This window comes from Edaphosphingomonas haloaromaticamans, assembly GCF_001853345.1.
In the GTDB taxonomy this organism is placed as follows: Bacteria; Pseudomonadota; Alphaproteobacteria; order Sphingomonadales; family Sphingomonadaceae; genus Sphingomonas_E; species Sphingomonas_E fennica.
Genome location: NZ_MIPT01000001.1, coordinates 2728988 through 2749202 on the forward strand (window position 1 = coordinate 2728988; position 20215 = coordinate 2749202).

Annotated in this window: 20 protein-coding genes, 1 tRNA gene and 1 pseudogene; 9 read left to right on the forward strand and 13 right to left on the reverse strand. The window is 64.8% G+C overall.

Annotated elements, in window-relative coordinates; all coding sequences use genetic code 11:
* Positions 1-4 precede the first annotated feature (4 nt).
* Positions 5-1795, reverse strand: a complete 1791-nt coding sequence (locus BHE75_RS12560) for a peptide MFS transporter (protein WP_070935830.1) — start codon at positions 1793-1795, stop codon at positions 5-7.
* A 125-nt stretch (positions 1796-1920) separates the two neighbouring features.
* Here BHE75_RS12560 and BHE75_RS12565 point away from each other — a divergent pair, with 125 nt between their 5' ends.
* The 3 genes from BHE75_RS12565 to leuB all read left to right on the forward strand — a co-directional run bounded on the left by BHE75_RS12565 (position 1921) and on the right by leuB (position 4011).
* A complete protein-coding gene (locus BHE75_RS12565) occupies positions 1921-2508 on the forward strand; it encodes a nitroreductase family protein (protein ID WP_070934066.1) in 588 nt (195 codons plus the stop codon).
* A gap of 33 nt (positions 2509-2541) precedes the next feature.
* Positions 2542-2889 carry a GntR family transcriptional regulator gene (locus BHE75_RS12570; RefSeq protein ID WP_015457187.1) on the forward strand — a complete coding sequence of 116 codons (348 nt, stop codon included), beginning with the start codon at positions 2542-2544 and terminating at the stop codon, positions 2887-2889.
* 78 nt (positions 2890-2967) lie between these two features.
* Positions 2968-4011, forward strand: coding sequence for a 3-isopropylmalate dehydrogenase (gene leuB, locus BHE75_RS12575; protein WP_070934067.1), 1044 nt, complete (start codon positions 2968-2970; stop codon positions 4009-4011).
* Positions 4012-4038: 27 nt separating this feature from the next.
* Here leuB and BHE75_RS12580 read toward each other — a convergent pair whose 3' ends face one another.
* Positions 4039-4581, reverse strand: a complete 543-nt coding sequence (locus BHE75_RS12580) for a glutathione peroxidase (protein ID WP_015457189.1) — start codon at positions 4579-4581, stop codon at positions 4039-4041.
* 107 nt (positions 4582-4688) lie between these two features.
* Between BHE75_RS12580 and BHE75_RS12585 the strand changes: the two genes are divergently transcribed.
* The 5 genes and pseudogenes from BHE75_RS12585 to BHE75_RS24085 all read left to right on the forward strand — a co-directional run.
* A complete protein-coding gene (locus BHE75_RS12585) occupies positions 4689-5897 on the forward strand; it encodes a trans-sulfuration enzyme family protein (protein ID WP_070934068.1) in 1209 nt (402 codons plus the stop codon).
* On the forward strand, positions 5897-6301 hold the full coding sequence (apaG, locus tag BHE75_RS12590) for a Co2+/Mg2+ efflux protein ApaG (RefSeq protein ID WP_015457191.1): 405 nt from the start codon (positions 5897-5899) through the stop codon (positions 6299-6301). Before BHE75_RS12585 ends, apaG begins: the two co-directional genes overlap by 1 nt.
* Positions 6298-7086 carry a LysR family transcriptional regulator gene (locus BHE75_RS12595; protein ID WP_070934069.1) on the forward strand — a complete coding sequence of 263 codons (789 nt, stop codon included), beginning with the start codon at positions 6298-6300 and terminating at the stop codon, positions 7084-7086. The genes apaG and BHE75_RS12595 overlap by 4 nt, the downstream gene beginning before the upstream one ends.
* Before the next feature lie 127 nt (positions 7087-7213).
* Positions 7214-7289: transfer RNA gene (locus BHE75_RS12600), tRNA-Ala, on the forward strand.
* Positions 7290-7439: 150 nt separating this feature from the next.
* Positions 7440-7669 (forward strand): annotated as a pseudogene (locus tag BHE75_RS24085) (nucleotidyltransferase); the annotation flags it as partial.
* 37 nt (positions 7670-7706) lie between these two features.
* On the opposite strand, the gene BHE75_RS12605 reads toward BHE75_RS24085, so the two are convergent.
* From BHE75_RS12605 to BHE75_RS12650, 11 genes are all read right to left on the reverse strand, one after another.
* On the reverse strand, positions 7707-8516 hold the full coding sequence (locus BHE75_RS12605; protein WP_070934070.1) for a family 1 encapsulin nanocompartment shell protein: 810 nt from the start codon (positions 8514-8516) through the stop codon (positions 7707-7709).
* Positions 8509-9597, reverse strand: a complete 1089-nt coding sequence (locus BHE75_RS12610) for a Dyp-type peroxidase (RefSeq protein ID WP_084653499.1) — start codon at positions 9595-9597, stop codon at positions 8509-8511. The genes BHE75_RS12605 and BHE75_RS12610 overlap by 8 nt, the downstream gene beginning before the upstream one ends.
* Before the next feature lie 106 nt (positions 9598-9703).
* Positions 9704-10864 carry an NAD-dependent formate dehydrogenase gene (locus BHE75_RS12615; protein ID WP_070934072.1) on the reverse strand — a complete coding sequence of 387 codons (1161 nt, stop codon included), beginning with the start codon at positions 10862-10864 and terminating at the stop codon, positions 9704-9706.
* 119 nt (positions 10865-10983) lie between these two features.
* Complete coding sequence (locus BHE75_RS24505; protein WP_254684550.1) at positions 10984-11664, reverse strand: LysR family transcriptional regulator substrate-binding protein; 681 nt, start codon at positions 11662-11664, stop codon at positions 10984-10986.
* Positions 11571-11894, reverse strand: a complete 324-nt coding sequence (locus BHE75_RS24510) for a LysR family transcriptional regulator (RefSeq protein WP_084653168.1) — start codon at positions 11892-11894, stop codon at positions 11571-11573. The genes BHE75_RS24505 and BHE75_RS24510 overlap by 94 nt, the downstream gene beginning before the upstream one ends.
* A gap of 459 nt (positions 11895-12353) precedes the next feature.
* Positions 12354-12860, reverse strand: coding sequence for a cytochrome P460 family protein (locus BHE75_RS12625; protein ID WP_070934073.1), 507 nt, complete (start codon positions 12858-12860; stop codon positions 12354-12356).
* A gap of 20 nt (positions 12861-12880) precedes the next feature.
* Positions 12881-13957: an alpha/beta fold hydrolase gene (locus tag BHE75_RS12630; RefSeq protein ID WP_070934074.1), complete on the reverse strand. Its 1077-nt coding sequence runs from the start codon at positions 13955-13957 to the stop codon at positions 12881-12883.
* 45 nt (positions 13958-14002) lie between these two features.
* Positions 14003-14866: an SDR family NAD(P)-dependent oxidoreductase gene (locus BHE75_RS12635; protein ID WP_070934075.1), complete on the reverse strand. Its 864-nt coding sequence runs from the start codon at positions 14864-14866 to the stop codon at positions 14003-14005.
* A gap of 40 nt (positions 14867-14906) precedes the next feature.
* On the reverse strand, positions 14907-15686 hold the full coding sequence (locus BHE75_RS12640; RefSeq protein ID WP_070934076.1) for an alpha/beta fold hydrolase: 780 nt from the start codon (positions 15684-15686) through the stop codon (positions 14907-14909).
* Between the two features lie 23 nt (positions 15687-15709).
* Entirely contained in the window at positions 15710-16123 is a 414-nt protein-coding gene (locus tag BHE75_RS12645; protein ID WP_070935832.1) for an organic hydroperoxide resistance protein, read from the reverse strand.
* A 32-nt stretch (positions 16124-16155) separates the two neighbouring features.
* Positions 16156-17355, reverse strand: a complete 1200-nt coding sequence (locus BHE75_RS12650) for an epoxide hydrolase family protein (protein ID WP_254684442.1) — start codon at positions 17353-17355, stop codon at positions 16156-16158.
* 222 nt (positions 17356-17577) lie between these two features.
* Here BHE75_RS12650 and BHE75_RS12655 point away from each other — a divergent pair, with 222 nt between their 5' ends.
* Positions 17578-20202, forward strand: coding sequence for an ATP-binding protein (locus BHE75_RS12655; protein WP_070934077.1), 2625 nt, complete (start codon positions 17578-17580; stop codon positions 20200-20202).
* Positions 20203-20215: the final 13 nt, after the last annotated feature.

Here is a 20215-nt window from a genome sequence, read left to right on the forward strand (position 1 = left end):
TTTCCTATTGAACACCGTGCATCCACTTCTTGATGAGGGGAGAGATGAGAATCAGCACGATACCGATCCCGATCGAAACCAGGCCGATCGTCCAGAACACGTTCACATAAGTATCCAGGCTGACCTTCAGGTTGGTCACCTGCCCGCCCACCGTCTCGACGCTGGCGACCTGGGCGACCATGCCGGCCACATATTGCGCGACGGAGATGGAAAGGAACCACAGCCCCATCATCAGGCCGACGATGCGGGCGATGGAAAGCTTGGTGATCATGCTCAGCCCCACCGGCGAGATGCACAGTTCCGCCATCGAGTGGATCAGGTAGAGCAGCGCCAGCCACCAGAGCCCGACCTTGAAGTCCGCGCCCGCATAATGCGATCCCCAGACGAGCGCGAGGAAGCCCAGCCCCACGCCGGCCAGCGCCACGCCGAACTTCACCGGGATCGAAGGCTCCAGCCCGCGTTTGGCGAGCGCCGTCCACATGATCGAGAAGAAGGGCGCCAGCGCGACGATGAAGAAGGCGTTGAAGAACTGGGTCTGCCCCGCCGTCATCTCGAACAGGCCGAACACCGAAAGATTGGTATTGCGGTTGGCGAAGAGCGTGAGCGAGGAACCCGCCTGTTCGAACAGCGTCCAGAACACGACGTTGAAGATGATGAGCACGCAGGCCGCGAGCATCATCTGGAATTCCACCTTGCTGCCGACCTTGTAGGACCATGCCAGGATCACCGGCACGGCGACGAGGAAGGTTCCGAACAGCAGCTTGCCCATCAGCGGCAGCGCCAGCAGATAGCCCAGCATGCCCTCGCCGGACTTGGGCGCGGGCGAGTTCATCAGGTTCACGAACAGGAACCAGACGAGCGGGATCGCGACGATCGACAGGATGTAGATCAGCCAGGAACGGTCCGGGCCGGTCCGTACCGGCGGCTCGCCATAACCGTCCAGCTTGCCGCCGTCGAACTGGATCAGCGACCAGGAGAAGAGCATGCCCAGCGCCGCGAGGCCGAAGCCCGCCCACCAGCCGACAGCCACCGAAAGCCACGGGCAGAGGAGCTGCGAGAAGAGCGACCCCAGGTTGATGCCCATGTAGAATATGGTGAAGCCGGCGTCGCGGCGGCGGTCGCCGGGTTCGTAGAGCGTGCCGACGATGGTGGAGATGTTCGGCTTGAAGAAGCCGTTGCCCACCGTGATCATGCTGAGCGCGATCAGCATCACCATGGTGAAGAAGGTGCTGCGGTCGCCCCCGGCCTCGAAGCCGCCCTTCTGCACCGTGCGGGCGACCGATCCGTCGGCCGCGAGCAGCGATACCGTGCCGTCCTCATTGCCCTTGATCGCCAGGCGCGTGTCGCCGTCGATCACATATTGCTGCTTGGCGGCGGTCGATTTGTCGACCTGCACCTCGTAACGCTGCCCGTCGATCACCGCATAGGGCTTGGCGGTTTCGCCGCCGAAGCAGAGCGTGAAATAGCCGAGCGCCATCAGGATCGCGCCGAACTTCACCGATCGCTTCGATCCCAGATAACGGTCGGCGATCAGGCCGCCCACCAGCGGGGTCAGATAGACCAGGGCGGTGAACCCGCCATAAAGGCCGGTCGTCGTGCTGTCGTTGAACAGGAAATGTTCGGCGAGGTAGAGCGTCAGCAGCGCCCGCATGCCGTAGAAGCCGAATCGCTCCCACATCTCGGTGGTGAAGAGCCGCGCGAGCTGGCGCGGGTGGCCGAACCATGTGGGGCCATCGGTTCGTCGGGCGGATGCGGCGCCGGTTTCCGGGCTCGCATCGGCTGCGGGTTGGACCATCAGGATCACTTTCGATATGATATGCCGGGTGCCGAACCCCGGCCGGATTGGCCGGCAGACTAGCGCCGATATTTCCCGTGTGAAGAAGATTGTTGCGCGGCGTCGGCGCTGATACCCATCGCGCCATGTTCAACGATCCCTCCTCCGCCATCGCCCTTCTCGCCTCCCGCCGCTCCGGCAAGCCGCGCGACATGGTCGCGCCCGGCCCCGATGCCGGCGAGCTTCGCCAGATATTGGAGATCGCCACGCGAACGCCCGATCACGGCAAGCTCGCGCCCTGGCGCTTCGTGGTCGTCCCGGCGGAAAAGCGCGATGCCTTCCACGCGCTGCTCCGCCGCGCCTATCTGGAAGGCAAGCCCGATGCCGGCCGGCTGGAACTGGAATCGATCGATCAGTTCGCCCATCAGGCGCCTGCGCTGGTGGTCGCGATGGCCAGGCCCGCGCACGCCAGCCACATCCCGCTCTGGGAACAGGAATTGTCGGCAGGCGCCGCCTGCATGAACCTGCTCACCGCCGCCCATGCGCTGGGCTTCGTCGGCGGGTGGCTGACCGGCTGGCCCGCTTATTCGGATATGGTGCGCAACGCCTTCGGCGGCGCGGACGAACGCATCGCCGGCTTCATCTTCCTGGGATCGCCTTCCCGCCCGCTCGAGGAACGGCCCCGTCCGGCCTATGAAGCGGTCGTTTCGTCGTGGGAACCAGACTTCGCTTGACGCGCCGTGCTGTATTATTACAGCATTACGCCGATGACTCAGGAAGCCCGTCCCGTCTATCTCCGCCTGCGCGATCATATCGCGGCCGCCATCCTCGACGGCACCTATGCCGATGGCGATCCGCTGCCCTCGGTGCGCGCCTTCGCGGCCGAACATGGCGCCAACCCGCTCACCGTGGCGAAGGCGTATCAGAGCTTCCAGGAAGACGGGCTCGTCACCGTCCGGCGTGGGGTGGGCATGTTCGTGGCCGAAGGCGCCACGCGCCGCCTGCTCAAGGCCGAACGCGAAACCTTCCTCAGCGAGGAATGGCCCCGCATCGCCGAACGCATCCGCCGGCTGGATCTCGATCCGGCCGACCTGCTCGATCGGGTCGCCGGCTGAATTTTCCGATATTCGGGCTTCCGTAACGGCCCCGCAGACGGCATGGGCTCCCCCGACTGACATTTAGGGGATTGGTTCATGCTCATCGCTTTGCTGCCCGGCGACGGTATCGGCCCGGAAGTCATCGAACAGGCCGTCCGCGTGCTCGATGCCGTGACGGGCGATGCCCTTTCCTTCGAACGCGGCCTCGTCGGCGGCGCGGCCTACAAGGCGGTGGGCCACCCCCTCCCCCCCGAGACGCTCGATCTCGCCCGCCGCGCGGACGCCATCCTGTTCGGCGCGGTCGGCGATCCCGATTGCGATGCACTGGAACGCCATCTCCGCCCCGAACAGGCGATCCTCGGCCTGCGCAAGGAACTGGGCCTGTTCGCCAATCTCCGCCCCGCCCGGCTGTTCCCGGAACTGGCCGATGCCTCGGCGCTCCGGCCGGAAGTGGCGGCACGCATCGATCTCGTCATCGTCCGCGAAACCAACGGCGACGTCTATTTCGGCGAAAAGGGCATGCGCACCACCGCCGATGGCCTGCGCGAAGGCTATGACATCATGTCCTATAACGAGGCGGAAGTCGCCCGCATCGCCCGCGTCGGCTTCGAAACCGCGCGCGCGCGCCGGGGCCGCCTCTGCTCGGTCGACAAGGCGAACGTGCTCGAGACCTCGCAGCTCTGGCGCGATGTCGTGATCGAGGTTTCGCGCGACTATCCCGATGTGACGCTCAACCACATGTATGTGGACAATGCCGCCATGCAGCTGGTGCGCGATCCGGGCCAGTTCGACGTGATCGTCACCGGCAACCTGTTCGGCGACATCCTGTCCGATCAGGCATCGATGTGCGCGGGCTCGATCGGCATGCTGCCCTCCGCCACGCTCAACAGCCGCAACCAGGGCCTTTACGAGCCGATCCACGGCTCCGCGCCCGATATCGCCGGCCAGGGCAAGGCCAATCCGCTTGCCACCATCCTTTCGGCGGCGATGATGCTGCGCTATTCGCTCGGCAAGGCGGCGGAGGCCGACCGGATCGAGGCCGCCGTCGCCGCCGCGCTCGCGGCCGGCGCCCGCTCCCCCGATCTCGGCGGCAGGATATCCACCGCCGAAATGGGGGATGCGGTGCTCGCGGCGCTCTGAGGCGCGCCCCGAATCGGGCGCCCGCCCCTACTTCGCCAGTTCGCGCTCGACCGCCTCGACAATCTCGGGGCTGTCGGGCGCCACGTCCGGCGCGAAGCGCGCCACGACATTGCCGTCGCGGCCGATCAGGAACTTCTCGAAATTCCACAGGATGTCGCTGGGGTTGGCGCGCTTGAAGCCGTAACCTTCCAGCTTCGCCTCCATCCCGTCGCCGCCCTGCGCCTCGGGCTTCGCCGCGATCAGCGCGGCATAAAGCGGGTGGCGATCGGCGCCGTTTACCGCGATCTTGGAGAACATCGGGAAGGTCACACCGAAATTGGTCTCGCAGAAAGACGCGATCTCGTCGTCCGTCCCCGGCTCCTGCGCGCCGAAATCGTTTGCCGGAAAGCCCAGCACCGCGAAGCCCCGGTCGCCATATTTCTCGAACACCGCCTCCAGCGCGGCATATTGCGGCGTCAGCCCGCATTGCGAGGCCACGTTCACCGCCAGCAGCACCTTGCCGGCATGATCACCCAGCGTCGCATCGCCGCCGTCGATCGCCTTCAGCGGAATATCCCGAATTGCAGCCATTTCATCCATCTCCTCTGGTCGGGCGGCACCATATTCTGCCCCTTGGCATACGCAAGGGCGCGCTGGCGGATTGACGCGGCTTGCCCCGCCGCTGCAAAGCGATCCCCATGAAGAAGCTCACCGGACAGGATCGTTCCATCACCTCGCGCTGGCGCCCCGCCACCCAGGCCGTTCGCGGCGGCACGGCGCGCTCCAATTATGGCGAGACGAGCGAGGCTTTGTTCCTCACGTCGGGCTACGCTTATGATTGCGCAGGCGATGCCGCCGCCCGCTTCGCCGGCGATCAGCAGGGCATGACCTATTCGCGCCTGCAGAACCCGACGGTGGAGATGCTGGAACAGCGCATCGCTCTGCTGGAAGGCGCGGAAGCCTGCCGGACGATGGCGAGCGGCATGGCCGCGATGACGGCGGCCCTGCTCTGCCAGCTTAGCCAGGGCGACCATATCGTCGCCGGCCGCGCCGCCTTCGGCTCCTGCCGTTGGCTTACCGATACGCTGCTGCCCCGCTTCGGCATCACCGCGACGATCATCGACGCGCGGGACAACGACGCCTGGCGCGCCGCCATCCTGCCGAACACCAAGCTCTTCTTCTTCGAGACGCCGGCCAATCCCACGCTGGACGTGGTCGATCTGGAAGCCGTGTGCCGCATCGCCAAGGACGCCGGCATCCTCACCGTGGTGGACAATGCCTTCGCCACGCCGCTCCTCCAGCGGCCGATGGATTATGGCGCGGACGTGGTCGCTTATTCCGCCACCAAGATGATGGACGGCCAGGGCCGGGTGCTCGCCGGCGCGGTCTGCGGCACGGCCGATTTCATCGAGAACACCCTGCTTTCCTTCACCCGCAACACCGGCCCCACCCTTTCGGCCTTCAACGCCTGGGTGGTGCTGAAGGGCCTGGAAACGCTCGACCTCCGCATCCGCCGCCAGAGCGAGAATGCGCTGAAGGTCGCCCAATTCCTCGAAAAGCGCGTGCCCCGCTTGCTCTATCCGGGGCTTGCCAGCCATCCGCAGCACGATCTTGCGATGAAGCAGATGTCGGCCGGCGGCACGATATTGTCGCTCTACCTCGATGGCGGACGCGCGCAGGCCCACGCGCTGCTCGATGCGCTGGAGCTGGTCGATATCTCCAACAATATCGGCGATTCGCGCTCGCTGATGACGCATCCGGCCTCCACCACCCACAGCGGCCTTTCGGAAGCCGTCCGCGCGGAAATGGGCGTGGAGGAAGGCATGCTCCGCCTGAATATCGGGCTGGAAGATCCCGAGGATGTGATCGAGGATTTCGATCGCGCGCTTAAGGCGGTGGGCCTCTGATGCCGTTCGCCGCGCTCTTTCCCTATAGCGCGGCAACGCGGGACGTGATGGTCCGCGTCTCCGTCAGCTTCCTGCCCGAGCAGTCGGAACCGTCCAAGGGCCGCTGGTTCTGGACCTATCATATCCGCATCGAGAATGACGGTCCTTTCGCCGTCCAGCTACTCCACCGCCACTGGACGATATCGGACGGGCGCGGCGGCAGGCATGAGGTGCAGGGCGAAGGCGTGGTGGGCGAGCAGCCGGTGATCGAGCCCGGATGCAGCTATGATTATGTATCGGGCTGCCCGCTCCACACGCCGACCGGGACCATGGAGGGCAGCTATCATATGGTGGGCGAGGATGGATCAAGCTTCGACGTGCGTATTCCCCGCTTCCAGCTCATCGGCCCGGCGGTGACGGGATGAAGCGGACCCACCTTCCCCTGAACGGCCTGCGCGTGCTGGATGCGGCCGCCCGCCACCTTTCCTTCACCCGCGCGGCGGACGAGCTGGCGGTGACGCCGGCGGCCGTGGGCCAGCAGATCCGCGCGCTGGAAGATACGCTGGGCGTGGTGCTGTTCCGCCGCACCGCCAAGGGGCTGGAACTGACGCCGGAAGGCGCCGCCGGCCTCGATGCGCTGCGTGCGGGCTTCCTCCAGTTCGAGGAGGCGGTGCGCGCCATGCAGGCGGGCCAATCCTCCAAGACGCTGACGATCGCCGCCCCGCGCGATCTCACCGCCAAATGGCTGAGCGCGCGCCTCGCCGCGTACGGCCGCACCGATCCCGAACTGCGCTTCGTGCTGATCGCGGCGGACGAGGAGCTGGATTTCACCCAGGCCAATCTCGATCTGGCGATTCGCTTCGTCGGCAATGCCGGCGAGCATGAGGGCGCCCCCCTCCCCGCGCCCGGCTTCGTCACCGTCGGCGTGGACGGCGGCAACGAGGCGCTGATCGGCTGGCCCGGCTGCCCAGCCAGCGACGTGGCCATCGCCCCGCTCACCGTGGCGGATGCCGGCCTCGCCATCGATGCCGCCGCGTCGGGCTTCGGCCGAGCCTGCGTGCCCGCCTTGCTGGCGGAGGCGGACATCGCCACCGGCCGCGTGAAATCCTATGCCAACCGGCCCGAAGGCCCGTCCTACTGGCTGCTCGCGCCGCTCCCGCAATGGCGGCAGAAGAAGGTGAAGGCGCTGGTTTCCGCCCTGCTGGACTGATCCGCGCGCGGCCCCGCCGTGGGCCGTTCGCCAGGGCATCCGCGGAATGAAAGAAATCTTTGAAAAATTCGACGCGATGGGCGTTGCATCCCCGGAAAGCTGCCGCTAAAGGGACCGCCTCGGGCGAGGGGCTGTAGCTCAGATGGGAGAGCGCTGCAATCGCACTGCAGAGGTCAGGGGTTCGATTCCCCTCAGCTCCACCAGACCCGAAGACGCTGATATCACTTTGAAAAAGTGATTCGCCGAGGCCCTTAAGCAGGCCCAAAATCCCATCCAAAACGAGCTGCTGGTATTGCACTGGTATCGCAAACGCCTTTTGGCTTCCGGCTACAATGGCGCGAAGCAGATTAGGCGTGCGAACCGACCTCGATCACCGTCCGGCAGCGAAGCAGCGCGAACTGGAACGCGTGATCGCAATCCTGTTTGAAGGGGGGCAACGATGTCGCCATGCTGGCGAGCGTAAGCTCGCCCGTGTCCCCAAGATCATCCTTTATGGCAGCCATGCAGGGGCTGGGTCGATGAACCGCATATTGCGAAGGGCTATCGATCGGATTTCGACCGACTGATCATCGTCAACTACAAGGCCGTCGCGGCCTCCCCCTAAGTCAGCGGGCCAGCAGTTATTCGCGTTGCGAAACCTCAAGCGCCACGGCAGCTTCGGTGGTCAGCAGCCGGAAGGTGAAGCTCTCCTGCAGATATAGCTCGACCATCTTGTCCGTATGGCTGAGATAGCCGATGGACAGATCCTGCCCAAGGTCCAGCTCGAAATCTCCGCCCCGCGTGGTCAGTACCAGGCCGCCCGCGATGCCGGGCGCCCAGATGATCTCCCCCTCCACGAGGCGCCGGATATGCTGCAGCACCGGGTAGCCTTCCTCGCTGCCGCCGCTGACCGCGGTGAACGGGTCGTCGCCCAGCACGAGCCGATAGGGCCCTTCCACGCCGGCGAGGCGCAGCCGGTCGACCGCCTGGGCAACGACGGCGGGATAGCCCGAGACGTCCAAGGGAAGCGTCACCGCCTCGTTGCTGGCGCCCGGACGGATGCCGCCGATATCGGCGCCGGCATAGCCGTCGAAAACCGCACGATTTTCGGCATAAGCGATCTTGCGCGCGGCCTCCTTCAGCGGTGCCCAGTCGGAATCCTCGGAACCGCGCTCCACGTCGTCGATCGCCGCGCGGGTGAGCGTAAACGGCACGCGCAGCTCAACGACGGCATTGGTGGTGCGCCGCACTGCCTCGACACCATCGGCCGGCGCTTCGATCGGTTTGGTATGGCCCGTGCCTATGGCAGCGAGCGTGGTCCCCTTCGGATCCGGCACGTCCACGACCCGGCGCGCTGCAAGATAGCGCTTGAGGGTACGGGTGGCCTCCTGGTCGATTTGCTCCCAGGCGGGGTCGGAGATCGGGGCGAGTTCGCGATGGAGGTTATTCATGTCCTGCCTCGTCTTTGAGTGATCCAATGCGGAGCGATCCGTTCGATGCTAGCTGAGGTGCCGGCAGCGCGGGCGCTTCGGGTATCGCCTCATCGCCACCGCTATCCTTGCCGTCGGCCGTGGGCGGTTCTGGTGTTACCGCGTCCAGAAAGTCGGCCGACGGCACGAAATAGAGCGAGCCGGTCACCGCCCGGCTGACGTCAAGCAGGCGATCGTAATTGCCCGGCGGCAGGCCAATGAACATATTGTCGAGCATCCGCTCGATCCGCGCAGGCGAGCGGGCATAACCGATGAAATATGTCCCGAACTCGCCCTTGCCGACATCGCCGAACGGCATATTGTCGCGCAGGATCTGCAGCTGCTCGCCATTCTCTTCGATGTTCGTCAGCACGTTGTGCGCAAAGCTCGGCTTGGCCGCCTCGTCCAGCTCGACGTCCGACAGCTTCTCGCGCCCGACGATCTTCTCCTGCTGCTCGACGGGAATCGCGTTCCACTTGGCGATGTCGTGAAGGTATTTCTGGACGATTACATAGCTGCCGCCGGCGAAGATCGGATCATCCTCCAGGCCAATGACGGTGGCGTCGATCGCCGCCTGCTCGACGGGATTCTCCGTCCCGTCGACAAATCCCAGCAGGTCGCGATCGTCGAAATAGCGGAAGCCATGCACCTCGTCCGTCACCGACGCGAGGCCGGCGAGCCGCTTCATGATCTGGGCCGCCATCTCGAAGCACAGGTCCATGCGCGCGGCGCGGATGTGGAACAGCAGGTCGCCTGGGGTGGACGGCGCATGGTGCACGCCGCGGATTTCGCGGAAGGGATGCAGTTCCCTGGGCCTTGGGGCTCCGAACAGCCGGTCCCATGCGTCGGAGCCGATGCCCATGATGCAGGAGAGCCCGCCGTCCGCCGCCCGGAACCCAACACCGCGCACCAGCGACGATAGAATGGCGCAAAGGCCACGCACCGCCGCCTCTGGCTTGTCCCCCGCGCCCATGGCGACGACCAGAAAGATGGCGGCGCGGGTGAGCCGCGCATCGACAGCCTGGGAACGGGCGGTAACATCTTGAGAGACAGTAGAGGGCACGCTCGACTCCTTGGCAGCCGGATCAACGACCATCCGTATGGCACGGCAGACGAGACATGGCCGGTCGCCCGAAGGAGGGCGCGCCGACTCATGTCCAAGGCTATCCTTAAGTCAGCTTGTAGGATGTGGCTCCGGTGCCGGCGAGCACCCCGCTATCTACGATCAGATATTCGTCGCGGATCGGCGTGCCGTCGAACCAGCTCTCCAGGATTTCCAGCGTGCCGGCCGCATAGCGCGCCTGCGCTGAAAGCGATGTGCCCGAGATGTGCGGCGTCATGCCGTTCCATGGCATCGTCCGCCAGGGATGATCAGCCGGGGCCGGCTGCGGGAACCAGACGTCTCCCGCATACCCGGCGAGATGGCCCGATTCTAGTGCCCGCACGATGGCGTCGCGCTCGACCAGCTTTCCGCGCGCGGTGTTGATGAGGTAGGCACCGCGCTTCATCTTCGCCAACATCGCTTCGTTGAAGAAATGCTCGGTCGAGGGATAGAGCGGCATCTGGAGGTTGACGATATCGACCGCCTTCACCAGCGACTCCGCATCCGGATGGAAGGTCAGGTCCAGCTCCTTTTCGACCTCGGGAGCAAGACGATGCGGATCGGTGTAATGGAGATGAAGCCCGAAGGGCTTGAGCCGGCGCAGCACGGCAAGGCCGATCCGGCCCGCCGCGATCGTGCCGAAGTGCATCCCCTCGACGTCATAGCTGCGCTCCACGCAATCGGCGATGTTCCAGCCGCCTTCGACGGCGATCTTGTGCGATGGCAGATAGTTCCGAACCAGCGACAGGATCATCATCACCACATGCTCGGCGACGCTGATGCTGTTGGACCCGGTGACTTCGGCGACGGTTATGTGCGCCCGCGCCGCCGCCTCCAGATCGGTGTGGTCGGAGCCGATGCCGGCCGTGACGACCAGCTTCAGCTTCTTCGCCTTGGCGATCCGCTCCGCGGTCAGATAAGCGGGCCAGAAGGGCTGGGAAATCACGATCTCGGCGTCGGGAAGGTGCTTCTCGAACTCTGAATCCGGACCGTCCTTGTCGCTGGTTACAATCAGCTCATGGCCGTTCTTTTCCAGATACGCGCGCAGACCGAGTTCGCCCGAGACGCAGCCGACTAGGTCGCCGGGCTTGAACCCGAGCGGCCCCTTCGGCGTCGGCGCGGTCTGGCCGTTGGCGTAGCCGGTGATGGTGGGGATGTCGTCCCGCGCATATTTCGGCGGGTAGCCATCGACCGGGTCGGGATAGAGAACACAGAGAACCTTGGCCATTGGAATGCCTCCTTGAATGGCTGGCCCGGCGATTTGCTCGCGCCGCCGTCAAGGAAAGCTGGACCGGAGCCCCCGGAGGGTCCAATCGTTTGACCAAACCTCGTGATAACCGGAGATTATCAAGCCGGATCGGCCAAGGCTCCGTTGAGCATTGCCTCCAGGTCGAGATTGCTCGCGATCCGCCACGCCGCCTGCGACAGCACGGGCTGGTTCTCGCGGCGCAGGCGGACGAGGCAAACATCCTCCGTATGTCCGGGCGTGATGTGGTGAATCCGAAGCCCGCCGCCTTCGGCATGGGTCGACAAGACGCTGAGCGGCATGACGCTGAACGCTCGCCCGCTCCGGCATTCGACGAGCAGAGCGCGGATCGCGTTCGTCTCCAGCACAACCTTCGGCATCGCGCCAACGTCCTTGAAAATCTCTTCCAGCATCTGCCGGTTCTGCATGTCACGGCTCAGCAGGCAGAGCGGCAGGTCGGTGACGTCGGCCCAGCTCAATTCGTGCGGCAGCGAGGTCTGTTCGCTGGCGACGAGGACGTAGCGCTCCGAGAATAGCGGCATCACGTCATAGTCGTCGCCGGCCAACGATCGGTCGTAAAGCATCCCCAGGTGGAGGTCCTGAGACTTCAGCCGCTGAAGAATCTCCGGCGTGCTGAGCGACATAACCTTAAGGGTGAGCTGCGGGAGGATTTCCCGATATTCCGCGCTCAGCAGCGTGGCGGCATGAATTGCGGTCGGAATACCACCAATCGACAGATGCCTTGTGGCACGCTTCGCACCAGATCGGCTTCCTGCCTCAATCCCTCCAGCGAGGCCAGCATTTGACGGACCCACAGGATAACCCGCTCGCCTTCTGGCGTTATCCCCTCGAAGGTGCGGTTGCGCTTGATGATCGTGATGCCGAGCTCGCGTTCCAGTTCCCTGATCCCGTTCGACAAGGCCGGCTGCGAGACATGGCAGCTTTCCGCTGCGCGGCCGAAATGCCGATGCTTGTCCAGGGCGATCAGATAGTTGAGCTGGCGTATGAACATTCAGAACACCCAGGGCAGCCGTTGGCAGCAGGCGTATAGCTCAATGCCGCGAGAACCAACTCCCAAGGCTATTGTAGCCTAGGTTCAGGACCTATTAAATTGCTTGCGGGGTGGCGAAAGATGCGGCGGCAAAAGGACCCGACCGCTGATTCAGCCAATCTGAATTGACTGCTCCCGCGACGGCTGATCGGGACTGACGGCAAGTCTCAGGCACCGCCGCTTTCGGGCGATAAGATAGGAACAGCAAACCTTCGCGGCGGCGAATGCAGTCTCGCCAAGAGTGTCTGCTCGCACCAGAATCGGTCATTCGTTCCCCATCGAGCGGCCCGGCAAGAATGCGCCCATTTTGGCCGTTTGCCTCCCCTTCGCCAGGACTGGAAGCGGCCGTTCGCTTATGTGACAACGGCCCCCGCGCCTGATCTTACGGTCGGTTGGCCCGCACAGTGACAAAGACACTGGTCACGGGGCAAACCTCGTGAACACGAAGTCATGTCCCTTCACGCGGGCTTCGTGACAAGCGAAGCAGGTTCGATGCTGGACTTCGTCCACCGGCTTCCCGCCGATGAACCGGCCAAAGCCCCAGCCCCCGGTCGCTGCGTACCGCCTGGAATCCTTGACCATGACCTGCACGGTCGTGGCGGCGCCTGGAATGGCGGCCGGCTCGAATTCCTGGGAGGGCGTGCGCTTCCAGGCAAGTTTGACCAGAACTGTCCCATCCGGGAACGGCAGGGTGCCGCTGCGATAGGCGTCGATCGCCGTCCTGTTCCCGACGATGGCGCGAAGCTCATTCAGCGGCTCCCCTTCCAGGGCGGGCGCGATCAATTCCCATTGGCGATACCCCTCGGGGAGCGAAACGCCGTAAATCGGCGAAACGGATCTCGCGTCGCCCTCCCCTTGCGCGCGTGATGCCATGGTAAGGGGGAGGAACAGCGCTCCCACGAGCGGCAGGATGTGAACCGTCCTCATCGGTTGTCTCCGTCCTGTCCTCAGAGCCGATCAACATCGATGACGGCAAGCGCGAACGCCCGCGGCGCTTCCTGGGGCAGATTGTGGCCGATGCCGCCCGGTATCAGCCGGTGTTCGTATCGGCCGGTGAACTTGTTTCGATAAGCGGTGGGGTCCGGATGAGGTGCGCCGTTCGCGTCGCCCTCGAGCGTGATCGTCGGCACGGAGATCGCCGGGGCTGCGGCGAGCCGGGCTTCGAGCGCATCATAAACTGGCTCTCCCGTCGCCAAGCCCAGCCGCCAGCGATAGTTATGGATAACGATAGCCACATGGTCAGGGTTCGCAAATGCCTGAGCGGATCGCTCGAACGTGGCATCATCAAAGCTCCACTTTGGCGACGCAATCTTCCAGATGAGCTTGGCGAAATCATTCCGGTTCGCTTCATAGCCGAGCCGGCCGCGTTCGGTGGCGAAATAGAATTGATACCACCATTGCAGTTCGGCGGCCGGAGGCAAAGGCGCGCGATTGGCGGCCTGGCTGCCGATCAGATAGCCGCTCACCGAGACCATCGCCTTGCAGCGTTCCGGCCAGAGCGCTGCGATCACATTGGCCGTCCGCGCGCCCCAGTCGAAGCCGGCAAGGATTGCCGTTTCGATGCCGAGGGCATCCATCAGGGCGATGATATCGACCGCGACCACCGCCTGCTGGCCGTTGCGTACCGCCTCGGTCGAAAGGAAACGCGTCGTGCCATAACCTCGCAAATGCGGGACAATCACGCGGCAACCGGCCGATGCCAGCAGCGGGATCACTTCTGCGAAAGCATGGATATCATAGGGCCAGCCATGCAGAAGGATGACGGCAGGGCCATCGGTCGGCCCGCTGTCGACATAGCCCACATTGAGGGCACCGGCGTCGATCTGCCTGAGCGGCCCCAGTGATGCGCCCGACCCCGATCCCGGCCGGGCAGCGACTGCCTGCACCGTCCCGGCCTGTCCCGCCTGCGCTTCCGCGCGGCTGGCCAGGACAAACGGGCTAGCAGCGATCGATGCCACCGCGATCTCCAGAAAGTTCCTACGATCTGGATGGGAGCCCATCGTTGCTCTGGTCTTGCTGGTCATGGGAATCTCCTGTTCGCAATGCGGGCTTCTCTTGTTGTCGCCGTCCTATGCGTGCGCGCCAAGGAAGGAGGCAGTGCTATTCAGGAAGTCCGTGGAGGCACTCACCGAGGCCCATTCCTTCGCGTCTGCCTGCCTTATCTTTTCGGCCTCCCTGATGGCATGGAGCGCATCGCTGCCAAGCACGAGGTGCGCTGGCAGCCTGTCGCGGCGTGTGAGCGCTACGATGACATCGGCTATCCTGACCGGATCACCGACCTCATTTCCCACCAGTGTCTTGTGTGAGGCGAGCCGTGCACCGACGCTTTCCGCATAATCGGGGAGAATCTCCTGCGCTCCGCCGCTTGCGATTGCAGCCCAGTCGGTTCGCATGCCACCTGGCTCGACCGAAATCGCGTTTACGCCGAAAGGCGCGACTTCCTTCGCCAGCACCTCGGTGAAGCCGGCGACAGCCCATTTGGCGGCCTGATAGGCGGCGAGACCCGCCGTGCTCACACGGGCTCCAACGGAGGAAATGTTGATGATGTGGCCGGCGCGATGCCAGCGCATTCCCGGCAGGGCCGCGCGGGTAAGATTGACCACACCATAGAAGTTCGTGTCGATCTGGGCGCGGAAGTCTGCCTCGGATGTCTGCTCGAAGGGCGCGACCTGTCCGAAGCCGGCATTGTTCACCAGAATATCGAGACGGCCGAAGCTCTCGACCGCGAAGTCGACCGCGGCCTCGGCGGCCGCCACGTCAGTCACATCAAGCGCGAAGGTCCGCAGCTGGTCGCCATGCTGAGCCTGCAAGTCGGCCAGGCGGGCGGGGTCGCGCGCCGTTGCGACGACATGATCTCCCGCCGCGAGCGCGGCCTCGGCGATGAAACGGCCAAGCCCGCGGGCGCTGCCGGTGATGAGCCAGATCTTCGACATGATTGTATCCTTTCAGGGAATGCGACCGCTCCATCGGCAGTCATTGCGCTGTTGCCGCCCGCTCGATGAGCGCCGCGACCGGAGCGGGATGCGACACCATCACGACATGCGATGCGCCCTTGACCACGACGGTGTGCCTGGAGCGCGCGCGCTGGGCCATGAAGGCGAGGGCCTGCGGGGGAATGTTCCTGTCCGCATCGCCATAGACAAACCAGCAGGGTATGGTCCGCCATGCCGGTTCGCCCGACGCTTCGTTGAGAGCGGCCTGCGCGATCGGGCGCTGCTCCGCCGCCATCAGCCTCGCCTGGGCTGCCGGGACGTCTGCCGCGAACTGCTCGTGGAACCTGTCGCGCTGCACATAAAGGTCGGCCCCGTCGCCCGGCAGCATCACTGGCGGGGCAAGCGCTGACCCGAGCGTGCTGCCGGGGAACTTGCCGGACAACCCGGCTGCGGTTTCTCCCGCATCTGGCGCGAAGGCGCTCACATAGACCAGCGCCTTGACGTTCGCATGGCCACTGGCGGCGAGGCTGATGACCGAACCGCCATAGGAGTGGCCGACCAGAACGATGGGAGAGGCAATGCTGGACAGGATGCTGGAGATATAATCGGCATCGCTCCGGACGCCGCGCAAGGGGTCGGCGGCGGCAATGACGGGATAGCCGTCCTTCTCCAATATCTCGATAACGCCGTTCCAACTCGACGAATCCGCGAACGCGCCGTGAACCAGGACGATGGTAGGCTTGGCCGGCTGCGCGAAGGCTTGCCGGCTGCCGAGCAGGGCGGCCGCTGCGACGGCAATACCCGCGATGAGCTTGTTCATGGGACAGGTTCTCCTGCGGATGATCAGACTAGGCTGATCGCGACGTCGATATTGCCGCGCGTGGCCCTGGAATATGGACAGGTCAGATGCGCGGCATCCACGATCGCCCGCGCGGTTTCGGGGTCGATTCCCGGCAAGCGGACATTGAGGCGCGCACCAAGCGAATAGCCGCCTTCACCCCTGTTCAAATCGATCTCGGCGTCGATCGCCAGATCGGCCGGAAGAGCGATTCCCATCCCCTTGGCGGCGATTCCCATCGCACCCTCGAAGCAGGCGGACCAGCCGGCGGCGAACAGCTGCTCCGGATTGGTGCCGATACCCGGAGCGCCGGGCGTGGAGAGTTTGACGTCCAATCGGCCGTCGCTGCTGCGTGCCGCGCCTTCGCGGCCGCCAGTGGTGTGGACCTTGGCGGTATAGAGGGTCTTGATCTCACTCATGATCATGCTCCTTCATGAAAGCTGGTGTGCGGTCAGCGCAGCGGCCGGAATGCGGCACGCACTTCATCGGTGAAGATCGCCGGCTGCTCCCAGGAGGCGAAGTGGCCGCCATTGCCCGCCTCGTTGAAATAGATGAGGTTGCCATAGCAGCGCTCGGCCCAGCTCCGAGGCGCGCGGTAGATTTCGCCCGGGAAGACGGTCACGGCGACAGGCAGCTTCGGGATATTCACGGCGTTGAAGTTGTTCGAATGATCTTCCCAGTAGATTTGGGCCGCTGAGGTTCCAGTTTCGGTGAACCAGTAGAGCGAGATGTCGTCGAGCATCTCGTCCCGGGTCAACACCCGTTCGGGGTCGCCCCCGCTATAGGTCCAGGTCGCGAACTTGTCGTACATCCAGGCGGCAAGGCCGATGGGCGAATCCACCAGCGAATAGCCGATGGTCTGCGGCCGCGTGACCATCATCTCCGCATAGCCCGCGCTGTTCTTGTAGAATGTGTCGAGCGCATCGAACGCGGCCTTCTCCTTGACGGATAGTCCGGCCGGCGCCGGTCCCTCAGCGGTCAGGATCGAGGCGATCTCGGGCGGCACGGTGCCGGGCATGTTGAGGTGGATGCCGAGCAGTCCCGGCACCTTCTGCAGCGCCATCCGCTGGGAGATGACCGAGCCGCAATCGCCGCCCTGCGAGACGTAGCGCTCATAGCCGAGCCGCTGCATCAGCGTCGCCCAGGCGCGACCGATATGGTCCGAGCCCCATCCCGTCGCCGTCGGCTTGCCGGAAAATCCGAAGCCGGGGATCGAGGGCACGACCAGATGGAAGGCATCCTCGGCCTTGCCGCCATGCGCGGTTGGATCGGTGAGCGGGCCGATGACCTTCACGAACTCGAGGATCGAGCCGGGCCAGCCATGCGTCATGATCATCGGCAGCGCATTCTCGTGGCGGGAGCGGACATGGATGAAATGCACGTCGAGCCCGTCGATCTCGGTCATGAACATGGGAAAGGCGTTCAGCTTCGCCTCGATCTTCCGCCAATCGTAGCCCGTCGCCCAGTAGCGGACGAGCGGCTGCAACCTGCCAAGCGGCACGCCCTGCGAGTCGTCAGCCACCGTCTCCCTGGCCGGCCAGCGAGCAGAGGAGAGGCGCCGCCGCAGATCGGTGATCGCCTGGTCGGGGATGTTGATCCTGAAGGGGCGGACCGATCCGCTATCGGTCTGGGCCTGCAATGCCGCAGGCATGAGGCCAACCGCTCCGGCTGCGGCCGAGGAGATGAGAAACCGGCGCCGGGTCGTGGATAGATCTGATACAGATGCTGTCGGCATCACCATTCTCCTGTGCGGAAAAGCGGTTGGTGACGCAGCATCTAGCGGGAGCCCGAAGGAAGCGCCCGTTATGGATTGTCATGTATTGCCAGCAGCCATGAGCACGCTGGCTGAAATGGAAAAGCGGATCGAAATCCGATGACCGACTTCTCGGCGCAGACCAGCGACGTCCTGTCCTTTGGCCCTTTCAGCCTGGCAGCCAGCGAACGGCTTCTCACCAGGGAAGGCACCCCCGTGGAGCTCGGAGCGCGCGCGCTCGATATTCTGATCAGGCTGGCATCCCAGCCTAACGAAGTTGTCAGCAAGCGGGATCTTCTGGCCCATGTCTGGCCCGACATGATCGTCGAAGAAGGCAGCTTGCGGTTCCACATGGCGAACCTGCGCCGCGTACTTGGCGATGGCATCGACGGCGCTCGCTACATCACCACGCTGACCGGCCGCGGTTATTGTTTCGTGGCACCGGTCTCACGCGTGGAAGGCCGCAGCGAGCAGCGCGCGCCGACCCTGACGCGCTGGGCGCATGCCAATATGCCGAACCGCCCGATCGGTATCGTCGGCCGCGAGGACGATGTCGCGGCCCTGTCGCAGCAACTGCCGGCGCATCGGTTCGTCACTATCGTCGGCGGCGGCGGAATCGGCAAGACCACCGTCGCCGTGGAGGTGGGGCATGCGCTGGCCGACAGCTTTGCCGGTGCAGTGTTGTTCGTCGACCTCGGCATGCTGAGCGATCCCGATCTGGTAGCAACCGCCGTGGCCTCGATGCTCGGCCTGTCCATCCAGTCCGAGGACCCGACACCCGGACTGATCGCCTATCTCAGGAACAAACGGATCCTGCTGATCCTCGATACATGCGAGCATCTGATCGATGCCGTGGCCGCCCTTGCGGCGCAGGTCTTCGCAGCGGCGCCGCAAGTCCACATTCTCGCAACGAGCCGCGAAGCGCTCGAGGTCAACGGCGAGCGTATTCACAGGCTGGTCCCGCTGGCCTGCCCGCCGGGCGATGCCGAGGCGATGGCGGCCGCCGTCCATAGCTTCTCCGCGACCCGGCTATTCATCGAGCGTGTGGCGGCGAGCGGGACCGGGCTGGATCTCGGTGATGCGGATGCGGCAGTCGTGACCAGCATCTGCCGCAATCTGGGCGGCGTACCCCTGGCTATCGAACTGGCGGCCAGGCGGGTCGGGGCCTACGGGCTGCAGCAGATCGCGACCCATCTCGATCAGAATCTGGCCCTGTCCTGGGCCGGGCCACGCAGCGCGCCGCCGCGCCAGAAGACCCTGCTCGCGACCCTGGAATGGAGCTACGGGCTTCTCTCCGAACTGGAACGAACGGTGCTCCGACGGCTGGCGATCTTCGTTGGCGATTTCACGATCGAGGCCGCGCTGGCGGTGGTGACGAACGACACTGTCGATCAGGCGGCTGTGTTCGGTGCAGTGGACAGCCTCGTCGCGAAGTCGATGGTCGCGACCCGGCCTGCCGGGGCGATGATGCGCTATCGGCTCCTGGACACGACACGCGCCTATGCGCTCGAGATCACCGAGGGCGCTGCCGAAAAGGTCGAACTGGCTTCGCGACACGCCATCTATTACCGCGGCTGGCTTGACCAGACCGACGCGGCGGCACGCATCCTGTCGGACGGTACCGAACGTGCCGGCCATTTCGCAGCGCTAAACAACGTCCGTGCCGCTCTGGAATGGTGTTTCGGCGACGATGGCGATGTACGGATCGGGATCGACCTTGCCGCCGCCGCGGCGCCGGTATTCCTCGCCATGTCGCTCCTGTCGGAATGCCATCGCTGGTCGGAGCGCGCGCTGCTCGAGCTGGACGAGACCGGACGCGGAGGGCGCGTGGAGATGCATTTCCAGGCCGCGATCGGCGTGGCGGTCATGTTCACCCGCGGTGGCCAGGACATGGCGCGCGTGGCGCTGCACCGGAGCCTTGCCATCGCCGAAGCAGCGGGCGACCGCTTGGAGGAATTGCAGGTGCGGGGCCCGCTACAACTCTTCTATATACGGACGGGCGACTTCAAGACCGCGCTGCACCATGCAAGGCGATGCGCCACCATCGCCCGCACGCTCGAAGACCCCGTCGCCATGACCATCGCCCGATCCCTCCTTGGCATGGCGCTGCATTTTGGTGGAGCGCTGGACGAAGCTCGCGCCGAACTGGAGGCCGCGCTGCACAGCACGCCCCGCGCGCAGCGGACGACCACGGTGTATATCGGTTTCGAATGCCGTACTCTCGCGGGCGCGGTGCTGGCGCGGACTTTATGGCTGCAAGGCCATCGGACCCAGGCGCTGGGACGCGCACGGCAGACCATCAAGGATGCCGCCGACGCCGATCATGCGGTGACATCATGCATCGCCCTGATCTGGGCGACCACGATCTTCCTATGGGCCGGCGATTTCGAGAGCGCGGAGGAATATATCGGCTCGCTCGCCTTACTCGCCGAGGCGAATTCCCTGACGCCTTATCTCGCCGTGGCCCATAGCTTCGCTGCCGAACTCGCCATCCGCCGGGGTGATGCCAGTGGCAGCATCGATCGCCTTCAGGACGGCATCGGCGAGCTTCGCTTGGCGCCTTACGGGATGCTCGACACCCCGTTCAACATCGCGCTGGTCGAGGCATTTGCGGGATCGGGACGCCTCGCTGAAGCCCGCGCCCTGCTCGACGACACGATCGCGCAGGTTAAGACGAATGGCGACACCTGCTACGAGCCGGAACTGGCGCGCGTGAAGGCCCGCCTTTCAGCGACGCCGGAGTAACGCCCTGTCCTGT